This is a genomic window from Providencia sp. PROV182, assembly GCF_028480325.1.
Lineage (GTDB): Bacteria > Pseudomonadota > Gammaproteobacteria > Enterobacterales > Enterobacteriaceae > Providencia > Providencia hangzhouensis.
This window is the reverse complement of sequence record NZ_JAMPOL010000021.1, coordinates 1-21,509: the sequence shown is the minus strand read 5'-3', so window position 1 is coordinate 21,509 and position 21,509 is coordinate 1. Positions and strand designations below refer to the sequence as shown.

The 21,509-nt window shown below is 40.1% G+C and carries 17 protein-coding genes and 1 pseudogene; 12 read left to right on the top strand and 6 right to left on the bottom strand.

What is annotated here, in order from left to right; all coding sequences use genetic code 11:
* Nucleotides 1-42 precede the first annotated feature (42 nt).
* Together PR834_RS16095 and PR834_RS16090 are read right to left on the bottom strand one after the other, a co-directional pair.
* Entirely contained in the window at nucleotides 43-660 is a 618-nt protein-coding gene (locus PR834_RS16095) for a bifunctional 4-hydroxy-2-oxoglutarate aldolase/2-dehydro-3-deoxy-phosphogluconate aldolase (RefSeq protein ID WP_094961198.1), read from the bottom strand.
* A gap of 12 nt (nucleotides 661-672) precedes the next feature.
* The gene (locus tag PR834_RS16090) at nucleotides 673-1,632 is read right to left on the bottom strand and encodes a sugar kinase (RefSeq protein WP_187710226.1); all 960 of its coding nucleotides are present in this window, start codon (nucleotides 1,630-1,632) and stop codon (nucleotides 673-675) included.
* A gap of 202 nt (nucleotides 1,633-1,834) precedes the next feature.
* Here PR834_RS16090 and kdgR point away from each other — a divergent pair, with 202 nt between their 5' ends.
* The gene (kdgR, locus tag PR834_RS16085; RefSeq protein WP_196725445.1) at nucleotides 1,835-2,617 is read left to right on the top strand and encodes a DNA-binding transcriptional regulator KdgR; all 783 of its coding nucleotides are present in this window, start codon (nucleotides 1,835-1,837) and stop codon (nucleotides 2,615-2,617) included.
* 176 nt (nucleotides 2,618-2,793) lie between these two features.
* Nucleotides 2,794-3,153 carry a hypothetical protein gene (locus tag PR834_RS16080; protein ID WP_164455762.1) on the top strand — a complete coding sequence of 120 codons (360 nt, stop codon included), beginning with the start codon at nucleotides 2,794-2,796 and terminating at the stop codon, nucleotides 3,151-3,153.
* A 52-nt stretch (nucleotides 3,154-3,205) separates the two neighbouring features.
* Here PR834_RS16080 and PR834_RS16075 read toward each other — a convergent pair whose 3' ends face one another.
* On the bottom strand, nucleotides 3,206-5,248 hold the full coding sequence (locus PR834_RS16075) for a choline transporter (protein ID WP_272536776.1): 2,043 nt from the start codon (nucleotides 5,246-5,248) through the stop codon (nucleotides 3,206-3,208).
* A 209-nt stretch (nucleotides 5,249-5,457) separates the two neighbouring features.
* Here PR834_RS16075 and betI point away from each other — a divergent pair, with 209 nt between their 5' ends.
* From betI to betA, 3 genes are read left to right on the top strand one after another with little or no spacing between them, the layout of a single operon-like run.
* Complete coding sequence (gene betI, locus PR834_RS16070) at nucleotides 5,458-6,060, top strand: transcriptional regulator BetI (RefSeq protein WP_112308222.1); 603 nt, start codon at nucleotides 5,458-5,460, stop codon at nucleotides 6,058-6,060.
* A gap of 22 nt (nucleotides 6,061-6,082) precedes the next feature.
* Nucleotides 6,083-7,561: a betaine-aldehyde dehydrogenase gene (gene betB, locus PR834_RS16065; protein ID WP_164565350.1), complete on the top strand. Its 1,479-nt coding sequence runs from the start codon at nucleotides 6,083-6,085 to the stop codon at nucleotides 7,559-7,561.
* Nucleotides 7,562-7,600: 39 nt separating this feature from the next.
* Nucleotides 7,601-9,280 carry a choline dehydrogenase gene (betA, locus tag PR834_RS16060; RefSeq protein WP_096865099.1) on the top strand — a complete coding sequence of 560 codons (1,680 nt, stop codon included), beginning with the start codon at nucleotides 7,601-7,603 and terminating at the stop codon, nucleotides 9,278-9,280.
* Between the two features lie 337 nt (nucleotides 9,281-9,617).
* Here betA and cutA read toward each other — a convergent pair whose 3' ends face one another.
* Nucleotides 9,618-9,965 (bottom strand): divalent-cation tolerance protein CutA, encoded by a 348-nt coding sequence (gene cutA / locus PR834_RS16055; RefSeq protein ID WP_094961204.1) that lies wholly within the window; start codon nucleotides 9,963-9,965, stop codon nucleotides 9,618-9,620.
* 636 nt (nucleotides 9,966-10,601) lie between these two features.
* On the opposite strand from cutA, the gene PR834_RS16050 reads away from it, so the two are divergent.
* The 3 genes from PR834_RS16050 (at nucleotide 10,602) to PR834_RS16040 (ending at nucleotide 14,123) form a co-directional block, all read left to right on the top strand.
* Nucleotides 10,602-12,074, top strand: coding sequence for an anion permease (locus PR834_RS16050; protein WP_036957836.1), 1,473 nt, complete (start codon nucleotides 10,602-10,604; stop codon nucleotides 12,072-12,074).
* Between the two features lie 625 nt (nucleotides 12,075-12,699).
* On the top strand, nucleotides 12,700-13,572 hold the full coding sequence (locus PR834_RS16045) for a DMT family transporter (RefSeq protein WP_272536775.1): 873 nt from the start codon (nucleotides 12,700-12,702) through the stop codon (nucleotides 13,570-13,572).
* A 230-nt stretch (nucleotides 13,573-13,802) separates the two neighbouring features.
* The gene (locus PR834_RS16040; RefSeq protein ID WP_004255491.1) at nucleotides 13,803-14,123 is read left to right on the top strand and encodes a hypothetical protein; all 321 of its coding nucleotides are present in this window, start codon (nucleotides 13,803-13,805) and stop codon (nucleotides 14,121-14,123) included.
* Between the two features lie 58 nt (nucleotides 14,124-14,181).
* Here the strand turns inward: PR834_RS16040 and PR834_RS16035 are convergent, their stop codons facing one another.
* Complete coding sequence (locus PR834_RS16035; RefSeq protein ID WP_262960452.1) at nucleotides 14,182-15,273, bottom strand: NADH:flavin oxidoreductase/NADH oxidase; 1,092 nt, start codon at nucleotides 15,271-15,273, stop codon at nucleotides 14,182-14,184.
* 542 nt (nucleotides 15,274-15,815) lie between these two features.
* Between PR834_RS16035 and PR834_RS16030 the strand changes: the two genes are divergently transcribed.
* From PR834_RS16030 to PR834_RS16015, 4 genes and pseudogenes are all read left to right on the top strand, one after another.
* Entirely contained in the window at nucleotides 15,816-17,132 is a 1,317-nt protein-coding gene (locus tag PR834_RS16030; RefSeq protein ID WP_036957833.1) for a CitMHS family transporter, read from the top strand.
* 252 nt (nucleotides 17,133-17,384) lie between these two features.
* The gene (locus tag PR834_RS16025; RefSeq protein ID WP_036957832.1) at nucleotides 17,385-18,203 is read left to right on the top strand and encodes a VanW family protein; all 819 of its coding nucleotides are present in this window, start codon (nucleotides 17,385-17,387) and stop codon (nucleotides 18,201-18,203) included.
* Between the two features lie 226 nt (nucleotides 18,204-18,429).
* A complete protein-coding gene (locus PR834_RS16020; RefSeq protein ID WP_094961205.1) occupies nucleotides 18,430-19,140 on the top strand; it encodes an RNA ligase family protein in 711 nt (236 codons plus the stop codon).
* Nucleotides 19,137-20,276: pseudogene (locus PR834_RS16015) on the top strand (AAA family ATPase). The gene PR834_RS16020 and the pseudogene PR834_RS16015 overlap by 4 nt, the downstream one beginning before the upstream one ends.
* Before the next feature lie 46 nt (nucleotides 20,277-20,322).
* Here PR834_RS16015 and PR834_RS16010 read toward each other — a convergent pair.
* Entirely contained in the window at nucleotides 20,323-21,375 is a 1,053-nt protein-coding gene (locus PR834_RS16010) for a 4-oxalomesaconate tautomerase (protein WP_196725439.1), read from the bottom strand.
* Nucleotides 21,376-21,509 lie beyond the last annotated feature (134 nt).

The following is a 21,509-nucleotide window of genomic DNA, read 5'->3' as shown; positions in this document are numbered from 1 at the left end:
CCAGTAAGGGCGCAATAACAACAACGAAACTTTTATTATAAATTAAATAGTTGCAGCTTCGGCAATGAGTTTGCCGAGCTCTTGCCAGTTTTCACTGTCAATTAATTCATTCGGTACCATCCATGAACCGCCGCACACTAATACAGACGGTAATGCGGTGTATTCTTTTATATTTTTCATACCAATACCGCCAGTTGGCATAAATTTAACCGGGTAAACGGCGCTGAGTGCTTTGAGCATGGCAACTCCGCCAGAGGCTTCGGCTGGGAAGAATTTCAACGTGGTGAGATTAAATTCAAGGGCTTGCTCCACTAAGCTTGGGTTATTCACCCCAGGAATAATAATCACGTTCTTTTGTTGGCAATAAGCCACAATTTTTGGGTTAAAACCCGGGCTGACGATAAAATCTACACCCGCTTCAATGGCTTGGTCAACTTGCTCTGTGGTTAATACCGTACCTGCGGCAATCAGTAATTCAGGGTAAGCAGCACGCATATTTTTAATCGCTTGTACCGCGGCAGGGGTGCGGAAGGTGACCTCTGCACATGGCAGGCCATTTTCCACTAAAGCTTTTGCTAATGGTGCACCATGCTCTGCATTATTAATGGTGATAACAGGAACAACATTGAGTTTCTTAATTCTTTCAAGTAATTGATTCATGGTTAAAGCCTCTTAACATGTTTCTAAAGCAGTGGTTGGCATGGCTTCGGATGGAATAATCGCTCCCCGGTGTTGGATGACGGTTCCAGCCAGTAAATGACCTGTTTTTGCCGCTTCGCATGGGTTGCCACCTAAAATACGGCAAGCAAGGTAGCCGGCACTGAAAGAATCCCCTGCTGCAGTGGTATCAACCACGTGGTTGATTTTATTCGCAGGGACTTCAATACGTTCGTTATCGATAATCACAAAGCAGGCATCAGCACCGCGCTTGATCACTATTTCGTTCACACCATATTGTTGGGTACGTGCAATTGCATCAGTTTCATCAATATCATCGTAAAGCAGTTGTTCGTCATCAAAGGTCAGAAAAGCGATATCGGTTAAGCTTAAAATTTGCTGATAAGCCTGTTGTGCCGCTTGTTTGGAAGACCAAAGTGCGGGGCGATAGTTATTATCAAACACAATTTGGGCACCATGCTGTTTAGCTTGCTGTAACATTTCAAATAACAACTGGCGTGAAGCGCTAGGTAAAATGGCTAGGCTGATGCCACTTAAATAGATAAATTGTTGTGAATTTAGGATTTGCTGTGTGTGGGCTTTGCTGTTGTGGTCAAGACAAACGGCATCAAGCCAAAATTTTGCCGCGGCATTATCTCGCCAATAGAAAAAGCGGCGTTCGCCATCAGCAGAAGTTTCGATTAAATACATCCCAGGCAAATGTTTGTCCGAAATAAAGACCTCTTCAGTATTGATGCCTTCTTGTTGCCAACTGCTTAGCATTTGCTGGCTGAATGGATCCTGACCTAAACCGGTGATGTAACGGGTTGTCACACCGTGATCTTTAGTTAAACGAGACAGGTATAGCGCGGTATTGAGTGTATCCCCACCAAATGTTTGCCTATAAAGTTCACCCGATTTTTGCAACTCAACCATGCATTCGCCAATAACGGCAACTTGCGGATGTGTATTCATTTTCACCACCTGCGCGATTACGACTTAGTAAACTATTGCTACTTAATGATGCTATTAAAACCCATTTTAAATAGAACTTCAATAAAAATGAAACGCCGTTTTAAAAATATCAAATCGACGTTCTTGTTTTTATCATGATAGCCACTTATGCTATTAGTTAGGGTGTAATGTCGATATCAATTTATAGGATGATGGGAAAATAATGGATAAAACGACTCAAACGGATGCTGTTTCAGCAGTGGTTAAGGTATTTAGCATTCTTAGCGCCCTTGGTGAGCAAAAAGAGATTGGTGTGTCTGAGCTTTCACAGCGTTTATTGATGTCAAAAGCCACGACATTTCGTTTTCTGCAAACGATGAAACAGTTAGGATATGTGGATCAAGAAGGTGAAGCAGATAAGTATTCACTGACCTTAAAACTCTTCGAATTAGGGGCAAAATCCCTCGAGTATGTTGACCTGATAGAAATTGCAGATAAAGAAATGCGCCCTATTGGCCAATTAACCCATGAAGCGGTGCATTTGGGTGCATTAGATGAAGATGCCATTATTTATATCCATAAAATCGACTCGAGTTATAATTTACGCATGTATTCACGGGTTGGGCGTCGTAACCCATTGTATTGCACCGCAATCGGTAAGATTTTACTCGCTTGGCAAGATGAAGAATCCATTCGTTTGGCATTGAAAGATGAAACTTTTAGTCAAAAAACGGCAACAACAATTTTAACGATAGAAGACCTGCTGGCGGAATTAGCCACCGTTCGTGAATGCCATTATGCACAAGACAGAGAAGAGCAAGAGTTAGGACTGCGCTGTATTGCTGTGCCAGTGTATGACCGCTTAGGTCATGTGGTTGCAGGGCTATCGATTTCGTTCCCAACGATTCGTTTTGATGAGCAGCGTATTGATGACTATGTCCAATTACTGAAAACGGCGGGGCGTAATATTTCAGAGAAAATGGGCTATCACCAATATCCATCATAGGGTTGATATAACAAGACTAAGCCAATTTCAATGATGTATCAATCAATTGATTTAATAACCTATGTAAATTATTTATTTGAATATTAAGGATTTTATAAATTTCACTTATTATTATTCAACACCATGTGTTTCTGCTGACATATAATATTTACTTATGGATACAGCAGGAAATTGATATGTTTAAAAAGGTTATTATTGCTATTTTTCTTTGTTTTACTTCTTATGGCTTTGCCAGCGACTTTACATTTAAAGAAAAGTCACCCGCTGATCGCGAGTTTAATCAAGACTACCAAGGAATTAAAAAATTACAGACACAACAAAAGTTTGTCTTTGATCCCAAAAAGAAACTTCCACAAGAAGAACAAAGTTATCAAGCTTTGTTAGAGCAGCGAAATGCAGATGAAAATGCGTTTTCAAAACATTTTAATGTGTGTGATGTTAACCCGACGGGAGCAGGGTGCCCTAATTCAATGGCTTGGATGAATGATCGCCAGCAAATGAAAAAAATGTTAGAGCAAGCGGGCCGCCCTTATTGATAAGTTGTTCATTTGTTGACTCTAAGGGAGCATCGCCCCCTTAGAGGTCAAATTAAACAGATTCAGGGAATGTTAAGGTTGCACCGGGAGCTTCACGGCTTAAATGAATGAAATTCATATGTTTTTCATATTGGTCTAGAATATCGCTAATCACTTGTTCTTTGGTGTAATCCATTAAATCATTCCCTTGTGAGCCTTCCCATAAGAAGGTTTCTAAGCGGTAATAATGGGATTTCCCTGAACGTGCGCGATAGGTAAAACCGGGAACGGAATAGCGCTGTGGCCACACTTGGTAAATAAAGCTTTGTTCTTCACCAAGGTCAACAGTTAACTCTAAATGGTCTAAGCGCTCATCAGCAATGGGTGGCAAGGTGTTAAATTCTACTTTCGCTTCCCTTAAACTGAGCTCTTTTGCCACTTCTTGCATAGCAGGAATGCACACCAAATCAAGCATCCGCTGGGTATAAGTCGTTCCCGGGAAATTCATCACTCGTCCCAAACGCTGTTTCCAATTGAGTGTTCCATTGCCATACAGCGGTGCAGGCGCATTAGTATTTAGCGAACTAACGCGTCTAAAGTCCTCAACTTTTAATGATTTATATAGCCCAGCCATAATAAAGAAGATCACAAAACTAAATGGTAAGCCCATGATCACCGTTGTATTTTGTAAAGCAGCGACGCCATCTGTCATTAACATCCCTAAGGTGAGTAAACCAATTGCGACAGACCAAAAAATTCGCAACCAATTAGGAGCATCGTTGTTAATATCACTGAGTTTTGAGGTGAAATTACCTAATACTAATGAGCCGGAGTCAGCAGAGGTGACATAGAACAACAGCCCAGTAATGGTTGCAACAGAAGCGGTTAGGCCAAAGCCAGGGTAAAGCTCAAGTAGTGAATAGAAGCCTTTTTCGGGGGCGTCGAGGACGGTTTTGGCAAGTTCGCTATTGCCGTGAATGATTTCATACAATGCACTATTACCAAAAATAGATAACCACAATAGTGTGAAAACAAACGGAATAATTAAAGTACCGATCACAAACTGTCTAATGGTCCGACCACGAGAAATACGAGCGAGGAATAACCCAACAAATGGCGACCATGCTACCCACCACGCCCAGAAAAACAGCGTCCAGCTATTCATCCAATCCGTTGGGCGGTCAAAGGCAAAGCTATTGAGGGTCATACCCATAAAGCGGTTGATATAATCCCCCACATTCAGTACTAAGGCATTGAGTAAGAACTCGGTATCGCCGACAAATAAGATAAATAAAATCAAGCCAAATGCCAAAAGCACATTGAGCTCGGATAACACCCGAATACCTTTATTTACCCCAGATGTGGCAGAAATCACGGCCATAATCACTGATAGCAGAATTAACCCACTTTGCACGGGGAGCCCTTGAGGTAAGTCGAATAATACTTTGAGGCCATAATTCAGCTGAACAACCCCGATCCCAAGAGTTGTTGCAATACCGAAAATCGTCCCAAGTACTGCCGCAATATCTACTGTATGGCCAATTGGGCCGTCAATCCGTTTACCAAAAATAGGATAGAGTGCGGAGCGAATGGTTAGCGGTAAGTTATAACGATAACTGAAGTAACCCAGTGCAATCCCCATTAAGGCATACATAGACCAGCCCGTTAGGCCATAGTGGAACAGTGTCCACACCATCGCCTGACGAGCTGCTTCTAAGGTTTCGCCTTCGCCCGTTGGCGGCAGCATATATTGGGTGACCGGCTCAGCGACGGAGAAAAACATTAAATCGATACCAATTCCTGCCGCGAATAGCATCGCAGACCAGCTGAGCACGCTAAATTCAGGTTTAGATTGTTCAGGGCCGAGTTTGATATTACCAAAGCGTGAGGTAGCAACGAAAATGACAAAAACAATATAAAGCGTTGCTGCTAGCAGGTAATACCAACCAAAGGTTTTAGATACCCACCCAAGCGCGGTAACGATCCACTGATTTGCTGTTTCAGTCATCAAGATGGTGAAAAAAGAAAACGCCAGGATAAGACCGGCGGAAGTAAAAAAAACCACAGAATTCAATTTATCCTTCTGCTTATTTTTTGGGCTATTTTGAGTTGTCATTGGACATTCCACATTTTTATTTATTTAACAGGTTAAAATTACTTTCTAAGCTAATATATTGATTTATCAGCCAAGATTTGGTTTTTGTTATCTTCTCTCTTATGTTAATTGTGAATGAATTGTTGTAAACAATAGTTAATATTGATTGAACATTCAATCAAAAAAACGTTTAATAAAAGGGATCAATGTATTTTTTAGGTTCAAATACCATGCCGAAGATAGGAATGCAGTCGATACGTAAACAACAGTTAATTCAAGCCACATTGGCTGTGATTAATGAAGTTGGAATGCAGGAAGCCAGTTTTGTGTTAATTGCCCGTAAAGCCGGGGTTTCTACAGGGATCATCAGCCATTATTTTCGTGATAAAAATGGCTTGCTTGAAGCCACTATGCGCCATATTCAATACCAGTTGGGTTTTGCGGTGGCAATACGTTTACGCATGTTAACAGGGGCGGAGGCAAAACTACGAATTCAGGCGATTGTTGAAGGCAACTTCGATCCAACGCAAACCAGTGAGGCGGCGATGAAAACGTGGCTAGCCTTTTGGGCTAGCAGTATGCATCAACCGAATTTAAACCGCTTACAACAGGTTAATGACCGGCGTTTGTATTCAAACTTAAGCTATGAGTTTGGGCGGGTATTAAACAAGGCAGATGCGCGGATGGCAGCGAAGGGGCTGGCTGCTTTAATTGATGGCCTATGGCTACGTAGTGCTTTGAGTAATGAACAATTTCCTGTTAAGGATGCACTCAAAATCACTAACGAATACATCGATATGCAACTACAACGTGCTGAGGTTTTAGGAACCTAATAACCAATTCAGAGGAGATAATATGCAACATCCACCGATACATAAGCTTTATATTCATGGTGGTTATGTCGACAGTTCACAACCTGAATGCGGGCGATTTCCTGCAATCAACCCTGCCAATGGGGAAACTATCGCGGATCTGCAATCTGCGACCCTTGAAGATATCCAATGGGCGGTAGAAAGCGCTAAACAAGGCCAGAAAGTCTGGGCGGCAATGACTGCGATGGAACGCTCACGTATTTTACGCCGTGCGGTGGATATTTTACGAGAACGTAACGACGAATTGGCTTACCTCGAAACCCTTGATACGGGCAAACCGCTTTCTGAAACTCGTTATGTGGATATCGTTACAGGAGCGGATGTTCTTGAATACTATGCAGGTTTAATTCCGATGCTGGAGGGGCAGCAAATCCCTTTGCGTGATAGCTCGTTTGCTTATACTCGTCGTGAACCTCTTGGGGTTGTGGCAGGTATTGGTGCATGGAATTATCCTATCCAAATTGCGTTATGGAAATCAGCTCCTGCACTAGCAGCAGGTAATGCTATGGTGTTCAAACCCAGTGAAGTTACTTCGTTAACAGCGTTAAAGTTGGCTGAAATATACACTGAAGCGGGCGTGCCAGCAGGGGTATTTAACGTAGTGACAGGCCAAGGCGGTGAAGTGGGGCAATGGTTAACAGAGCACCCTGATATTGCCAAAGTTTCATTCACAGGGGGGATCGCAACCGGTAAAAAAGTGATGGCGAATGCATCAGCTTCTTCTTTAAAAGAGGTGACGATGGAACTAGGCGGTAAATCGCCTCTAATTATTTTTGATGATGCAGACTTAGATAAAGCCGCGGATATTGCCATGATGGCGAATTTTTATAGTTCAGGCCAAGTGTGTACCAATGGAACACGGGTTTTTGTGCCTGAATCGCTTAAATCACAGTTTGAGGACAAGATCACTGAACGTGTGGCTCGCATTAAAATAGGTTCACCCGTTGACGAAAACACCAACTTTGGGCCATTAGTCAGTTTTGCTCATATGGAAAACGTGTTGCGTTATATTGAGTTAGGCAAACAACAAGGCGCGAGGTTATTGTGCGGTGGTGAACGCTTAATGGATGGCGATTTTGCACAGGGAGCTTATGTTGCACCAACCGTATTCACCGATTGCCACGATGAAATGCAAATCACACAGGAAGAAATTTTTGGCCCTGTTATGAGTATTTTGAGTTATCAATCGGAAGACGAAGTGATTGCTCGTGCGAACAATAGTGTGTACGGGTTAGCAGCAGGATTGGTGACACAAGATTTAACACGTGCACACCGTGTTATTCATCAATTAGAGGCTGGGATTTGTTGGATTAATACATGGGGTGAATCACCAGCACAAATGCCTGTGGGCGGATATAAGCATTCCGGCGTTGGCCGCGAAAATGGCGTTATGACACTGCAAAATTATACACAAGTGAAATCCATTCAAGTGGAACTGGGGGAATTTGCATCCGTTTTTTAATCACATCATTTTAATTTGACTGAAACAGAGGAGATAACAATGGTCTATGACTATATTATTATCGGTGCTGGTTCAGCCGGTAACGTTCTTGCTACCCGCCTGACAGAAGATCCTGATGTTACTGTGCTGCTCCTTGAAGCAGGAGGACCGGATTACCGGTTCGACTTTCGCACACAAATGCCAGCGGCATTAGCGTACCCATTACAAGGGCGACGTTATAATTGGGCTTATGAAACTGACCCTGAACCGCATATGAACCACCGCCGTATGGAGTGTGGTCGTGGAAAGGGGCTTGGTGGCTCATCATTAATTAATGGGATGTGTTACATCCGAGGGAATGCTCTAGACTTTGATGGTTGGGCGGAAGCGCCTGGGTTAGAAGACTGGCGTTACCTTGATTGTTTACCTTATTTTAGAAAAGCGGAAACACGTGATATTGGCCCAAATGATTATCACGGCGGAGATGGCCCCGTCAGTGTGACAACACCGAAAAATGGCAATAATGTGCTATTTCATGCGATGGTGGAAGCAGGCGTACAAGCAGGGTACCCGCAAACAGATGATTTAAATGGGGTTCAACAAGAGGGTTTTGGCCCAATGGACCGTACAGTTACACCGCAAGGGCGACGAGCAAGTACAGCAAGAGGGTATTTAGACCAAGCGAAAAAGCGTAATAACCTGACTATTCTTACCCATGCCACGACAGATACCATTGAGTTTGAAGGGAAAAAAGCGGTTGGTGTTAAATATTATCAAGGTAATAGCACTACACCTACGGTAGTGAAGGCGAGTAAAGAGGTGCTTTTATGTGCAGGTGCGATCGCCTCACCGCAAATTTTGCAGCGTTCTGGAGTTGGGCCTGAGGATGTTTTGGCTGAGTTCAATATTCCAGCTGTGCACGTTTTACCTGGTGTTGGGCAAAACTTGCAAGATCACCTTGAAATGTATTTGCAATATGAATGCAAACAACCAGTTTCATTATATCCAGCCTTAAAATGGATAAACCAACCTAAAATAGGCGCTGAGTGGCTATTTAAAGGGACTGGAGTTGGCGCAAGTAATCAATTTGAAGCAGGTGGGTTTATCCGCACTAGCGAAAAATTCGCATGGCCAAATATTCAATTCCACTTTTTGCCTGTGGCGATTAACTATAATGGTAGTAATGCAGTCAATCAGCATGGTTTTCAAGCCCATGTAGGCTCAATGCGATCGCCTAGTCGAGGGCGTGTTCGCTTGAAATCCCTAGACCCAAAGCAACATCCAAGTATTTTGTTTAATTACATGTCATCGGAGCAAGATTGGGAAGAGTTTCGTGCCGCCATTCGTATTACTCGTGAAATTATGGCTCAGCCAGCACTTGACCCATATCGTGGGGATGAAATAAGCCCTGGCAAACAGATTAGCACTGATGAAGAGCTAGATGCATTTGTGCGCGAGAGAGCAGAAACCGCTTTTCATCCGTGTGGAACCTGTAAAATGGGTTACGATGATATGGCAGTCGTGGATGGTGCAGGGCGAGTTCACGGTATTGAAAATCTACGGGTTATCGATGCATCGATTATGCCGTTGATCATTACAGGGAATTTAAATGCAACGACCATCATGATTGCAGAGAAAATTGCCGATAAAATTCGAAACCGTCCTTCGTTACCCACAAGCAATGCAGATTATTATGTAGCAGGTGATAGGCAAGTGAGAAACCCGCCATTACGAGACTAGCTTATTCAGGCTATTTTTTATACACAAAGCGATTGATATTAATATCAGTCGCTTTTTTCTTTAAGGAGAATGCCGATAATAATAATAGCTGTCTAACCATGTAATGCCAAAGGGGCGAATAAATCGGACTTTTAGCAGGTTGAAGGAATATACGCTAGTCAATTTTAGACAAAAAAAACCTCCAAATATTAAGGAGGGAAAATAAATATAAAGCGAGCTTATTTATATAGCACTAATTTACGGTAAACCATAGCCGACCAGTTGAATTAATTTATACAAAAATGATATTAGCTCACAATTTATAACGCTATAGTTATTAAATTCAGATTAATACCTATTATTTGACAGAGTTAATCAGCCATTGCAGATAATTGTCTTCAACTTGGCTTGGGTCTAAGCGAATGAGTTCTGGGGTTTCATATGGGTGTATTTCTTTTATTGCATTAAATAGATTAAGTTGGTTTCCTTGGGTCGTTTTGATCAAGAGTAAAACCTCCTTATCTTGCGTGATATTACCATGCCATAGATAAACAGATGTTATTTCAGGCAGTAGGGAAACACATGCTGCTAAGCGATTAGCGAGTAAGTGTTGGGTAATTTTAATTGCACTTTCATGGCTATTGGTTGTACATAATACAATACATGGTTGTTGAGAATTTGTGATGTAAATGTTATCAGTGGGCATTTCGTTTCCTTATTAGTCATATTTTGATAAGTTTGATTACTCACATTTAGATTAGAGATAAAAATGGTATTGAGAACAGAGCATAATCACTATAAGTGTTTTTTTAAATTATCAGATAAGATAATAACTAATGTTAATTAAGCAGAGGTATTAATTTAATAGTAATATGCGTGTTTTTTAATCAATGTTGTCATTGTTATAATTTTTTATATATTCAATATAATTTTGAATATTTCTTGGTTTTATTTTATTAATTCGATTCAGCAATCATAAATTGAGGATGAACTATAAAAAAAATTGAAATTTTAGTATATTACTAACCAAATTTGATTATGTGACAAATGTGATTGTGTGCTGTTAACCTAGTAACAGAGCAAATAATAATCCCAGTTTTATTCTTACTCTTATTAATGTAAGTGTAGGCTTATCTTTTTGTGCAAGAAATATGGAACGATTGATATCTGAAATAATATATTACACATCGTTACAAACTGGCTTAAAATTTATCATAAAAGAATTCACGTACTGATAAATATCAAGGTTTTTGAGCTATATATTGTTAATCTAAAGATAAAATTAGAATATATAACTGAAATTACTCTGTATTTCCATCTTTATACGTGTATGGATAACCTTATGAATAAACTAACACCTTTAAAACCTGTACCAACTCTAATCGCAGTTGCAATAACATTAATTATTTGGTTCTTAATTCCTGTTCCCGAAGGTGTTAATCCAAATGCGTGGCATCTTTTAGCATTATTTGTAGGTACTATCGCTGCTATTATTGGTAAAGCTTTACCAATAGGAGGTGTATCTATTGTCGCTATTTCATTAGTTGCAGTAACCGGGGTCACTAACCCTGAATCAACTAAAGGGGCAATTGCGGATGCTTTAAGTGGCTTTTCTAATGATCTAATTTGGCTAATTGGTATTTCTATCATGGTTTCCATGAGCTTGAATAAAACAGGCCTGGGGGCAAGGATAGGTTATTATGTCATTTCTTTATTCGGTAAAAAAACATTGGGTATTGCTTATTCATTGGCAATAGCAGAAACAATATTGGCACCTGTGACACCAAGTAACACTGCTCGAGGTGGGGGAATTATTCACCCAATTATGCGTTCGATTTCGGATAGTTTTGGGTCAAAGGCTGAAGATGGAACCGCAGGTAAGATAGGGCGTTATTTATCGCTCGTTAACTACAATATTAACCCAATCACTTCTGCAATGTTTATTACGGCGACAGCGCCAAACCCATTAATTGTCAGTTTGATTATTAGTGAAACAAGCCAAGAAAATGAATTAACTTGGGGTATGTGGGCGATTGCGGCGTTTGTTCCTGCCATCGTGTCATTAATATTAATGCCTTTGGTGATCTATTTGATGTATAAGCCGGAAATTACTTCAACACCGGATGCGCCAAATTTTGCCAAAGAACGTTTACAACAATTAGGCCCAGTTTCATTACCTGAAAAAATAACTCTCGGTGTTTTTGGGTTGTTACTTTTGTTGTGGGCTGGTGTTCCTGCCATGATTTTTGGGCCTGCATATAGTGTTAATGCAACCACCGCGGCGTTTATTGGGTTGAGTGTTCTATTAGCGACAGGGGTTATTAATTGGGATGATGTTCTGAAAAACAAAGGGGCATGGGATACTGTCGTTTGGTTCTCTGCCTTAGTCATGATGGCGAGTTTTTTAGGTAAGCTCGGTCTCATAAAGTGGATGTCATTAACCGTCGGTGCAACTATTGATGGATTAGGCATTAGCTGGGTATGGGGAATGCTAATTCTTGTTTTAATTTATGTGTATTCTCACTATTTCTTTGCGAGTACAACCGCGCATATTACGGCGATGTATGCAGCATTTTTCTCGGCAGGTTTAGCCCTTGGCGCTCCACCAATGTTATTAGCTTTAACATTAGCATTCTCATCGTCACTAATGATGTCATTGACACACTATGGTACGGGTACTGCACCTATTATTTTTGGTTCGGGTTATGCAACCCTTGCGGAATGGTGGAAAACAGGTTTCGTGATGAGCGTAGTTAACTTAGCCATTTGGTTCTTTATTGGTAGCGTTTGGTGGAAATTCTTAGGTTACTGGTAATTAGTTGAATTAGCTATTTTAGCTATATCAAAGAAAGTTAATAGAAATCGGGCGATAGGCTCGATTTCTTCTTTTTAAAAGCTCATCCTACAAATAAGTGGTTATTGTGATAACAAGACCACTAATGATAGAAATTAGCATCACTTTTCCCCAACTGAAGACTGACGATGATTTTAAAGCGTGCTGCCATAACAAACTTATTTCATCGGCATGTGCATATTTTCTCTTATTGATCGCAGTCTTAATTTTTTTGATTTTATCATTATCTATCAGTAATGTTTTTTGAATAACCATGATATAACCTTTCATCAAGTTGTGCATTGTTTGTCTACCCTTGATTATCTCAGGCTATGTAAGAAGATAAATTGATGAGATTCTATGCAAACTTCCCCATTTATCGCGTTTAAAATCAGACTTAGTCTAGTTAATAAGAAAAAAGCAGCCAAGAAGTAAAATTATCTTTATTAAGAGGAAATGGCTCTTAATTTAAGGTCATATTTATCGTTCTTTGGCGAGATATTTTTTATTTAGGGAAGTCGGAGAGAAAGGCCATAAATGTGATTGGTTTACATACAAAAGCCAGTATGATGTATCTGCGAGTCAGTTAATTTATCCAGAGGAACACATGTATTCACAAAGAAAGGCAGAATTTTTCTTGGTGCTTACCACGATAATCGCGGCTTGGGGGTGGGTATTTTCCCGAGAATCAGTGCAGGGAATGCCTATTTTTGCCTTTCTTGGTAGCCGTTTTTTATTTGCAGCCATCATTTTAGCCCCTTTTTGTCGAGGGAAAAAAAATAGAATAGCGGCGAAGCAATTACCAAAAATATTAATGACAGGCGGTTGGATGTCATTAAATATGGTGCTCTGGATCCACGCAGTTGCGATAACAGATTCAATTGGTGAAGGGGCTTTTATCATGAGCCTTGCTATGTTGTTTGTCCCGCTAGTCGCATGGGTTATTTTAAAAAATAAACCTGTACGTTATTTCTGGGAGGCACTTCCGGTCGCTGTATTAGGGTTGGCATGTTTAACACTATTTAAGGCACAGCTTGAATTTAAAGCAAGCCAACTGTGGTTTCTTGGTGCGGCAATTGTCCAAGCTATCTATTTTTGTTATACCAGTTTATATACTCGAACAATCCCTCTTTTGCCGTTAACGACCATTCAGCTTGCTTGTACAGGAATGACTGGGTTAGTTTTGTCATTTTTTTTAGAAGAGTGGCCAAGTAGCATCACCGTACCTACCATGATGTGGTTTATTGCTAGTGTTGTAATAGCAACGAGTTTACGCTTTGTATTGCAACTTATTGGTCAAAAAAATACTACTGCCGGCAATGCTGCAATTATTATGATCCTTGAACCTGTTATGACCGTATTTGTAGCGGCTATTTGGTACAATGAAAGAATGCCTTTTGTCCAAATTGTTGGTTGTGTGCTAATTTTATCGGCATTATTCTATTACCGATGGCGTTGTTCTAATTCATTACCAAGGTAAAATACACATAATAAACAATGGGTCAATACAGATTTTTTATAAGAAAACAGCTATGATTAATATGCATAGTCAGTGATAGGGATATTAATCTTAATAAGAACCTCTTATTTAGCATATTAAGATTAATGGTATTGAAAACATAAACGATATATCCAAAATAGCGTGAACTAGGAATAATAGCGGTTTAATATTATCACCTTAGTTAAAGCTGAATAGGAAACGGGCATAAAATGAAAAAATTAGCATTAATATTAGGTATGGCAGGAGCAATGGTTGTGTTGTCTGCATGTTCTGATGAAAAATCAGAAATTGCTGAATACAAAGACAACTTTGTTAATACCTGTGTCGTTGCATCTGGTAATCCTCAAGGTGAAACAGCAAAAGCAGTTACCGCAATTTGTGGCTGTGCCTATGATAAAACAATTGAAAAATATGGTTTGGCTGAATTTAAACGTATGGATGCGGAATTAGAAAAATCAGGTACTGCAGAGCCTGAATTCCAAAAAACCATGATTGAATTTGTTCAGCAGTGCTCGACTAACGCACGTTAATTATTTATTACTCGCAGCTATTGATTATCAAGCAACAATAGCTGCGAATTTATTATTTTTACTTAAATAAGTGTTTGAATTGGTGTGGGGCACTGCGTAGATATTGCGGTGCAACGTCTATTTGTTCGTTCAATTCACTTGCTGCTCGCCAAGGCCAGCGTGGTTCAAATAATATACCTCTACCGATTGCCACAAAATCTGCTTGGTGAGTTGCCACAATGGCTTCTGCTTGTAAAGGTTCAGTGATAAGACCGACAGCAATGACAGGCATCATAGTATTCTCATGAATAGCTTGTGCTAAAGGGACTTGGTAATTTGGGCTCAATGGTATCTGTTGTTCAGTTGATAACCCGCCAGATGAGACGTGGATATAGTCACAACCTAAATCTTCTAATAATTCTGTTAGCTCAATTGATTCAGGTACGCTCCAACCCGATTCAAGCCAATCTGTTGCGGAGATCCGTACACCAATTGCAACATTAGGGCTAATGGCTTCTCTCATCTCATGGAAAATATTAATCAGTAAGCGAGTACGATTTTTAAAGCATCCACCATATTCATCTTGTCGTAAGTTTGAAACTGGCGATAGGAATTCATGCAGTATATATCCATGAGCAGCATGGATCTCAATAACGTCAAAACCTGCTTTTTCTGCCCGAATTGCTGCCTCAATAAATTGCTGTTTGAGCTGCGAAATTTCTTCAATAGTTAATGCATGTGGAATTGTATTATTACCAAAAGCCAGTGCTGATGGTGCTACAGTCTGCCAGCCATTAGGTTGTGTGGACTGAATACTATTACCTCCTAACCAAGGTAAATCTGTTGATGCTTTCCTACCAGCGTGAGCGATTTGTACTCCTAAGCGTGCATCTGAATATTGCCGGATATCGCTGAGCATTTGTTGCATTGCTGCCATTTGCTCTTCATTCCATAAGCCTAGGTCTTTGTAGGTAATACGACCTTCAGGAACAACAGCACTGGCTTCTACAATAACTAAAGAGGCACCTGATAAAGCAAGGTTCATGTAGTGGGCTTTATGCCATGCTGTTGGCATACCATTTTCTGCAGAATATTGGCACATTGGGGGAACAATAATACGATTTTTCAGCGAAACTTGGCCTATTGATGCGGGTGAAAAAAGGTGGCTCATTGGAACTTTCCTTATTAGCAAACTTAAATTATTTTAATATTATACCCAGTTAGCCAAAATTTTTTTGTGAGATGGTGTGGTATTAAGGGGGAAAATTTGTTTTACAGCGAATTATTGAAGGAAAATCAAGTAAATTTTTACAGATTTGATCAATACCATAAAAAGTATATTTCCCTAGCAATATGATGCAAAAAGAGGGAAAAAATATAAAAAAATGAGATAAAAAATAAAATATAATAATAGCTATTATTTTTTGATTGTTATAATTCTGTAACTTATAAATAAAATTAATAATCACCAATATAAAATGGCGTTAATATCTGCTTATGGTTTTAATGGTTCTAATAGTGAATAAAACTATTTTTTTATTTTAAATGATAATTTAAATAAGCGTTAATGCATTGTTTGTGAGGCAAAAATATAAAATATTCCTTGCGGTTATATTAAATGGTTTATATAAGAAACAAGCTTATTAAGCTGATACTAGCTAATCCTAAGCTTTGTGTTCACCTGAAAAATATAATTCTAAGAAGGAAATTGATGTGCTGACAATTATTGGTATTTTAATCATTATATCGATAGTAACATTATTGATGATGGGAAAAGTTAGCCCAATTATCGCAATGTCTTGTATTCCCTTTATTGGTGCTTTATTTGCCGGTTATTCTGTTGCTGAAATTTCAGTATTCTTTGAAAGCGGCATTAATAAAGTCTCAAAAGTCGCAGCTATGTTTTTATTTGCGATTTTATTCTTTAGCTTAATGAAAGACCTGCATATTTTTGACCCGTTGATCCGTTTAATGGTTAAAATGACTCGTGGGAATATTATTGTTGTTTGTATTATGACAACGTTAATTGCGGGTATTGTCCATCTCGATGGGTCAGGCGCTGCGACATTCTTAATTATTATTCCTGCATTGTTACCTTTATACCGTCAACTTGGTATGAGCCCCTATTTAATGTTGCTACTGATGTGCGCCAGTATGGGTGTCATGAATATGGTACCTTGGGGCGGGCCATTAGGCCGAGCTTCAGCTGTAACCGGAATTGATGCTTCGACCCTTTGGCAACACTTGATCCCAGTACAACTAATTGGTATGGGTGGCGCAGTGGTATTTGCTATTCTGATGGGGTTACGTGAGAAACGACGTATTGCAGCGGCAAGTTTGAAAGGAACTACGCCATATGAAATGGATTCTTTGTTACCTGTCAGTGACGACACTGCAGATATAACAGAAACGGTTCAAAAACCTAAGAAACCACTCATCAATGGTGGGTTAATTGTTGCCTCCGTTGTGTGTTTAGCATTTGGTTTATTATCTGCACCTTATGTTTTTATGATTGCACTTTCCATTGCCTTGATGGTGAATTTCCCTAATCCTAGAGACCAAATGAAAATTTTGGCCGCCCATGCACCACAAGCGTTGGGAATGGTTGCTATTATATTAGCGGCGGGAGCATTTTTGGGTATTTTATCGGAAGGTGGCATGCTTGAGTCAATCGCAACAGACTTAACGGCTATCTTACCAACCGAATGGGTTTCTAAAGTCCATATTTTTGTTGGTATTTTAGGTGTGCCGATGGATATTTTTACCAGTACCGATGCTTACTATTTTGCCTTACTACCAATAATTCAACAAATTGCCGCTACAGTTGGTGTTGACCCATCTTCTGTTGTTTACGCCATGGCGATAGGTAACAACGCAGGGACCTTCGTGAGTCCTTTTTCTCCAGCGGCATGGCTAGCTATGGGGTTGGCTGGAATTGATATGGGCCGCCACCTACGTTATTCGTTTGGTTGGATTTGGTTGTTTAGTTTCTTTTTATTAGCGACTGGGGCGCTAATCGGCTTGTATTAATTTGCTCATTGGCTTTAACGCCACAGCGTTGTTGGTTTCAAAAGTAAACCCTAGTCACATACTTGTGTATGCGCCTAGGGATTTACTTTTTATAGCCTAGCTGTGACATAAAATATTTAGAACAAATGGTTTTTATTTTGCGAGCTGGATTATTTTCTTTTATCAATTATTGGGTTTATCAGATAGTTACTATGTCGAAAAGCGAATGCCTATGACATGATTTATTGGTTAATGATATCAATAAGGTTTGTTATGCGTAGGCCGCTTTCTTCTTATCATCCTATTCTCTATTGGCTGCGTGTCACCCAAAAACGTTTAGCTCGACGATTGCATTGGGCATTTTCCGCCAAATATTATGCGAAATTAAAATCCAATGAACGTCTTGAGTATCGCTACAACAAGCACACATCTAAGCTGATCCGTAAATTAGGTGAGTCAGACCTACGTTTACAATACAACAAAGTGACAAACTTACGTATTGCTGCAGAAGCGATGAATGGAGTCATCATCTACCCAGGGGAATACTTCTCATTTTGTCGGCTTGTTGGAAAACCAACTGCGCGCAGAGGTTTTCTTGAAGGTATGGAACTTTCGTTTGGTGAGGCTCGTTCAGGGATTGGCGGGGGAATTTGTCAACTAAGTAATTTAATTCATTGGATGGTATTGCATTCTCCATTACAAGTGGTTGAGCGTGCTAATCATAGTTTTGACCCATTTCCAGATGAAGGGAGGGTATTGCCTTTTGGTTCTGGGGCGGCAATTTTTTATAATTATATCGATTTGGTTTTTTATAATCCGACACAAAGTGCTTTTCAGTTGGTATTTAATATTGCAGAACATCAACTCGAAGGGGAGTTATTGAGCTGCACTCCTCGTGAACACAAATACCATATTTATGAGAAAAACCATAAATTTACCCGAGAGAATGAAGTTATATACCGTCATAATGAAATTTGGCAAAAAGTGACAACCAAAGGACAAGAACCTATCACTCTGCAGGATAATTGTTTGTATCGTAATAAAGTGGTAGTGAAATATTCCCTAGATGAAAATTGTATAACAGTTGAATAGTTGCGTTAGTAATGAGATTAGGAATAAATTGATAGCCTTTTTCTTGACAATTAGACTAAAATTCAACTGTTTTCCTTCAATTTCGCTAATTTTAACTATTAGCCAAGCAAAAATGAGGCCGTTACTCGGAATAGATATGTAATACCTACTCTTGATTTCTCAACAATTAAAGACGCAAATCTAACAAAAGATTTGTGGTTATTTCTATTTCTTTAGAGAAAGCATGATGAATATGCAATCAAGAAAGTATGGTAGAACGTATCACTATCCGTTCTCCCCTGGTACGACTAGTGATGATCGCATCAATAGCGATTGGTGGTCGCACATCCAAAATATAAACAAACTGGTTCACACAGAAAAACTGGATGGTGAAAATAATTGCTTAAACCGCCATGGAGTTTTTGCACGCTCTCATGGTGCCCCAACCCAATCGGCATGGAGCCAGCAAATTCGCCAACGTTGGCAGCTGATTAAAGATGATTTAGGGGATATCGAACTCTTCGGCGAAAACCTTTATGCAATACATTCCATTGAATATCAACATATTGAAGATTATTTCTATGTGTTTGCTGTTAGGCAAGGGGAGTATTGGCTTAGTTGGGAAGAGGTGCAATTTTATGCGGCTTTATTTGATTTTCCAACTGTCCCACAATTAGATTTATCACTCAGTAAACAGATGGATAAGCAAGAGTATGCAAGTTCATTAATTACTGCGGCATCATTAGATAGTCAATTTATTGCGCGTGATACACATACAGGGAAAGCCTGTAGCATGGAAGGGATTGTGAGCCGTGATAGCCAAGGGTTTCATGTGGATGATTTTATGGCGCATGTTTTTAAATATGTGCGTAAAAACCATGTCAAAACAGATATCCACTGGAAACGGCATTGGCAGAGAGCCAAGCTGGCCTTTGAATTACAAGGAGAACAACCATGAGTTGGCAATTAACCCAATGTCGTGATTGGGCGCAGCTTGAAAAACAGTTCGATTTTGTGCGTGATATGCAATATGTGCCGCAAGACCGTTTGCACCATGCGGAAGGTAATGTGGCCATTCACACTCAAATGGTGTTAGCGGCTTTGAAAGATTTACCTGAATATCAACAGCTTACGGAACTTAAACAACAAATCGTTTGGGCGGCAGCGTTGCTGCATGATGTTGAATAACGTAGTACGACAAAAGAAGATGAAGAGGGGCGGATTCATTCGCCTGGACATGCTAAAAAAGGTGAGTTATCTGTACGAAATATATTATTTCGACAAATAGAAACACCTTTTGCTATTCGTGAACAGATTGCGGCTTTAGTTCGATTTCATGGTCTACCGCTTTGGTTAATGGAAAAGCCAGATCCTGAACGTACATTATTTGCGGCATCATTGCGCGTTGAAATGCCTTTATTGTGCATGTTAGCGAAAGCCGATGCGATAGGGCGTACATGTGAAGATAAAGCGGAATTATTAGTTAGAATCGAGCTATTTGAATTATTTTGTCGTGAGCAGGGCTGTTGGGACAAACCTAAATCATTCGCTTCACCAGCTGGGCGCTTCCATTATTTTCATCATCAAAAAGGCACTACGGATTACCAACCTTTTGAAGAGATAGGGAGCGAAGTGATTATGCTATGTGGTTTGCCGGGGATGGGAAAAGACCATTTTATCAAACAGTTTTACCCACAAACGGCAGTCGTGTGTTTAGATGATATTCGTCGAGAACATAAAATCAACCCAGCAGATAAAAATGCACAAGGGTGGGTGGCTCAGCAAGCTAAAGAGCAAGCAAAACGATTGTTACGCACTAAAACACATTTTATTTGGAATGCAACATCATTAAGTGCCTCTTTACGGGGAACCATGATCAGCTTATTTGAACGTTATCAAGCCAAAATCCATTTAGTTTACTTGGAAGTGCCATTTAAACAGTGGCGGCAACAAAATCAACAACGTAAGTATGCAGTGCCGGAGCAAGTTATGGAAAAAATGGCAGGGAAGTTGGAGTTGCCAACGCCAGATGAGGCACATCAAGTTTCCTATTATATTGATGGCAATTTTGAACCGTTACTTACAGAAAAATAAAATTAATCACCTGCCTCTAGATAAGAGGCAGGCCAAGATATTAGTTTTAAGGAACGTAGACATTGCCTTCAAAGAGTTTTCTTGCAGTTCGAATAATTGAAGCTTGAAGCTCTTCCGGTGAGTTGCCTTGTTGGTTTAACGACACGTCAAATTTGCCACTTAAATGCTCAATAGCAATGTTTTTCATATCAACAGAGTGAACATATTGCTGGGTAATACTATTAGGAACAATAGTACTTGTGGCAATGGCAATAGCACCAGTCACGGCAAGAGCGCCATGGCATTTATGTGGCATAAAATAGCGGACATTAATGGTTCCACCGTGAATGGCGGGTGAAATCAATATGGGTTTAGGAATAACTTTTTTGCTCACATCACCAAGCCCCATCGCTGCCCCGGCTTTTATACGAATAGTTTCCAGCTTTTGCATAAATTCGGTATCGGATTCAAGTTGCTCCGCAGTTTCATAACCAGTTTTATTGAGCTGAGGAGCATCAATTAATACCACAGGCATTGCCATATCAATACAACTGACATCAATGCCTTCAATGGTATCAATAGCATGACCAGTAGGAAGCAATTTTCCTGTTTTTGTTCCACACGCATTTAAAAATGTCAGGGCAACAGGCGCGGCATGGCCGGGTACACTAGCAATTTCGGTATCACCATCATAATCCACATGGCCATCAGGTGTTTGCACCGTAGAGTTGACGAAAGTGTTCGTATTGACATTACGGATCCTGACAGTGGTTGTTTTACCAGTAATAGGAACTAACCCCTTTTCAATCGCAAAAGAACCCACGGCACAAAGAATATTTCCGCAATTTGGTGCGGTATCAACAATACGTTCAGTAATAGAAACCTGAGCGAATAAATAATCAATATCAGCATCAGGATGAGTTGAAGAGCTAATAATAGCGACTTTGCTGGTTTGTGGGCTACCCCCACCAATACCATCAATTTGCAAAGCATGACCAGAACCCATAATAGCAAGGATCAGTTCATCCCGTTGTTGAGTGTCTTTAGGGAGAGAGTCCGCTAAAAGGAATACGCCTTTCGAGGTGCCGCCACGCATTAGTGTACAAGGAATTTTTTTCATCTGTTTACCCGTCATATTTCACGCTGTAGCTGTGTTGGCTACACTCAGCCCCCCAAGTCACATACTGATGTATGCTCCTTGGGATACCTTCGTTTTGCCGCCTTGCTACAACGCGAACTATTTAGGGTAAACCC

What these genes read in the sequence shown, in the direction of transcription:
- PR834_RS16075 (WP_272536776.1), bottom strand. Translation starts at nt 5,248, where the DNA reads ATGACAACTCAAAATAGCCCAAAAAATAAGCAGAAGGATAAATTGAAT.
- PR834_RS16040 (WP_004255491.1), top strand. Translation starts at nt 13,803, where the DNA reads ATGAAAAAATTAGCATTAATATTAGGTATGGCAGGAGCAATGGTTGTG.
- betI (WP_112308222.1), top strand. Translation starts at nt 5,458, where the DNA reads ATGCCGAAGATAGGAATGCAGTCGATACGTAAACAACAGTTAATTCAA.
- PR834_RS16010 (WP_196725439.1), bottom strand. Translation starts at nt 21,375, where the DNA reads ATGAAAAAAATTCCTTGTACACTAATGCGTGGCGGCACCTCGAAAGGC.
- cutA (WP_094961204.1), bottom strand. Translation starts at nt 9,965, where the DNA reads ATGCCCACTGATAACATTTACATCACAAATTCTCAACAACCATGTATT.
- PR834_RS16035 (WP_262960452.1), bottom strand. Translation starts at nt 15,273, where the DNA reads ATGAGCCACCTTTTTTCACCCGCATCAATAGGCCAAGTTTCGCTGAAA.
- PR834_RS16025 (WP_036957832.1), top strand. Translation starts at nt 17,385, where the DNA reads ATGCGTAGGCCGCTTTCTTCTTATCATCCTATTCTCTATTGGCTGCGT.
- betB (WP_164565350.1), top strand. Translation starts at nt 6,083, where the DNA reads ATGCAACATCCACCGATACATAAGCTTTATATTCATGGTGGTTATGTC.
- PR834_RS16020 (WP_094961205.1), top strand. Translation starts at nt 18,430, where the DNA reads ATGAATATGCAATCAAGAAAGTATGGTAGAACGTATCACTATCCGTTC.
- PR834_RS16050 (WP_036957836.1), top strand. Translation starts at nt 10,602, where the DNA reads ATGAATAAACTAACACCTTTAAAACCTGTACCAACTCTAATCGCAGTT.
- PR834_RS16090 (WP_187710226.1), bottom strand. Translation starts at nt 1,632, where the DNA reads ATGAATACACATCCGCAAGTTGCCGTTATTGGCGAATGCATGGTTGAG.
- kdgR (WP_196725445.1), top strand. Translation starts at nt 1,835, where the DNA reads ATGGATAAAACGACTCAAACGGATGCTGTTTCAGCAGTGGTTAAGGTA.
- PR834_RS16080 (WP_164455762.1), top strand. Translation starts at nt 2,794, where the DNA reads ATGTTTAAAAAGGTTATTATTGCTATTTTTCTTTGTTTTACTTCTTAT.
- PR834_RS16045 (WP_272536775.1), top strand. Translation starts at nt 12,700, where the DNA reads ATGTATTCACAAAGAAAGGCAGAATTTTTCTTGGTGCTTACCACGATA.
- betA (WP_096865099.1), top strand. Translation starts at nt 7,601, where the DNA reads ATGGTCTATGACTATATTATTATCGGTGCTGGTTCAGCCGGTAACGTT.
- PR834_RS16095 (WP_094961198.1), bottom strand. Translation starts at nt 660, where the DNA reads ATGAATCAATTACTTGAAAGAATTAAGAAACTCAATGTTGTTCCTGTT.